A 520-nucleotide genomic window follows, 5' to 3' on the forward strand; every position below is an offset into this window, starting at 1 on the left:
TCTCCCGGTCGAAGGTGTCGGGAGCTGCAAGGTAGGGCTGTGCGGTCGGCATTGTCAATCGTGGATAACTACGGCGAAAGATCTCTGTGCTGTTCAGAGCGGTTGTCGAGCGCTAATGTCCATCACGACTCACCAGTGATGTGGAGGTGGACATGCTCGTGCACTGTCTCACGCTGAGGTTCGCGACGTCGGCGAGCGCCGCCGACGTCGAGGCGTTCCGGGAGGCGATCGCCCGCCTGCCGAGCCAGGTGGACTTCCCGATGCGGACCCGGCAGGGCCCCGACCTCGGCGAGCGCGCGACCAACGCCGACTACGCGGTCGTGAGCGAGTTCGCGGACACCGAGGACTTCCGGCGCTATCTCCTGCACCCGGCCCATCTCGCCGTGCCCCGGGACCACGTCGAGTCGGTGCACAGCGTCCAGTTCCTGGTCGGGGACGGGGAGTGGACCGGTCGCGGGGTGTGATCCGCGGTAGCTCAGGCACCCCGTGCCGGCCGGTACCAGAGCGTCCAGCGGGAGAC

The 520-nt window shown here is 67.5% G+C and carries 1 protein-coding gene; it reads left to right on the top strand.

All coding sequences use genetic code 11. From position 1 onward, the window contains the following. Positions 1-152 precede the first annotated feature (152 nt). The gene (locus ABFY07_RS42955; protein WP_344421416.1) at positions 153-464 is read left to right on the top strand and encodes a Dabb family protein; all 312 of its coding nucleotides are present in this window, start codon (positions 153-155) and stop codon (positions 462-464) included. Positions 465-520 lie beyond the last annotated feature (56 nt).

Source organism: Streptomyces sparsogenes subsp. cuspidosporus, assembly GCF_039532705.1.
Classification (GTDB): Bacteria; Actinomycetota; Actinomycetes; order Streptomycetales; family Streptomycetaceae; genus Streptomyces; species Streptomyces sparsogenes.

Excerpts from the sequence above, each read along its gene's own strand:
- ABFY07_RS42955 (WP_344421416.1), top strand. The coding sequence starts at position 153 with ATGCTCGTGCACTGTCTCACGCTGAGGTTCGCGACGTCGGCGAGCGCC.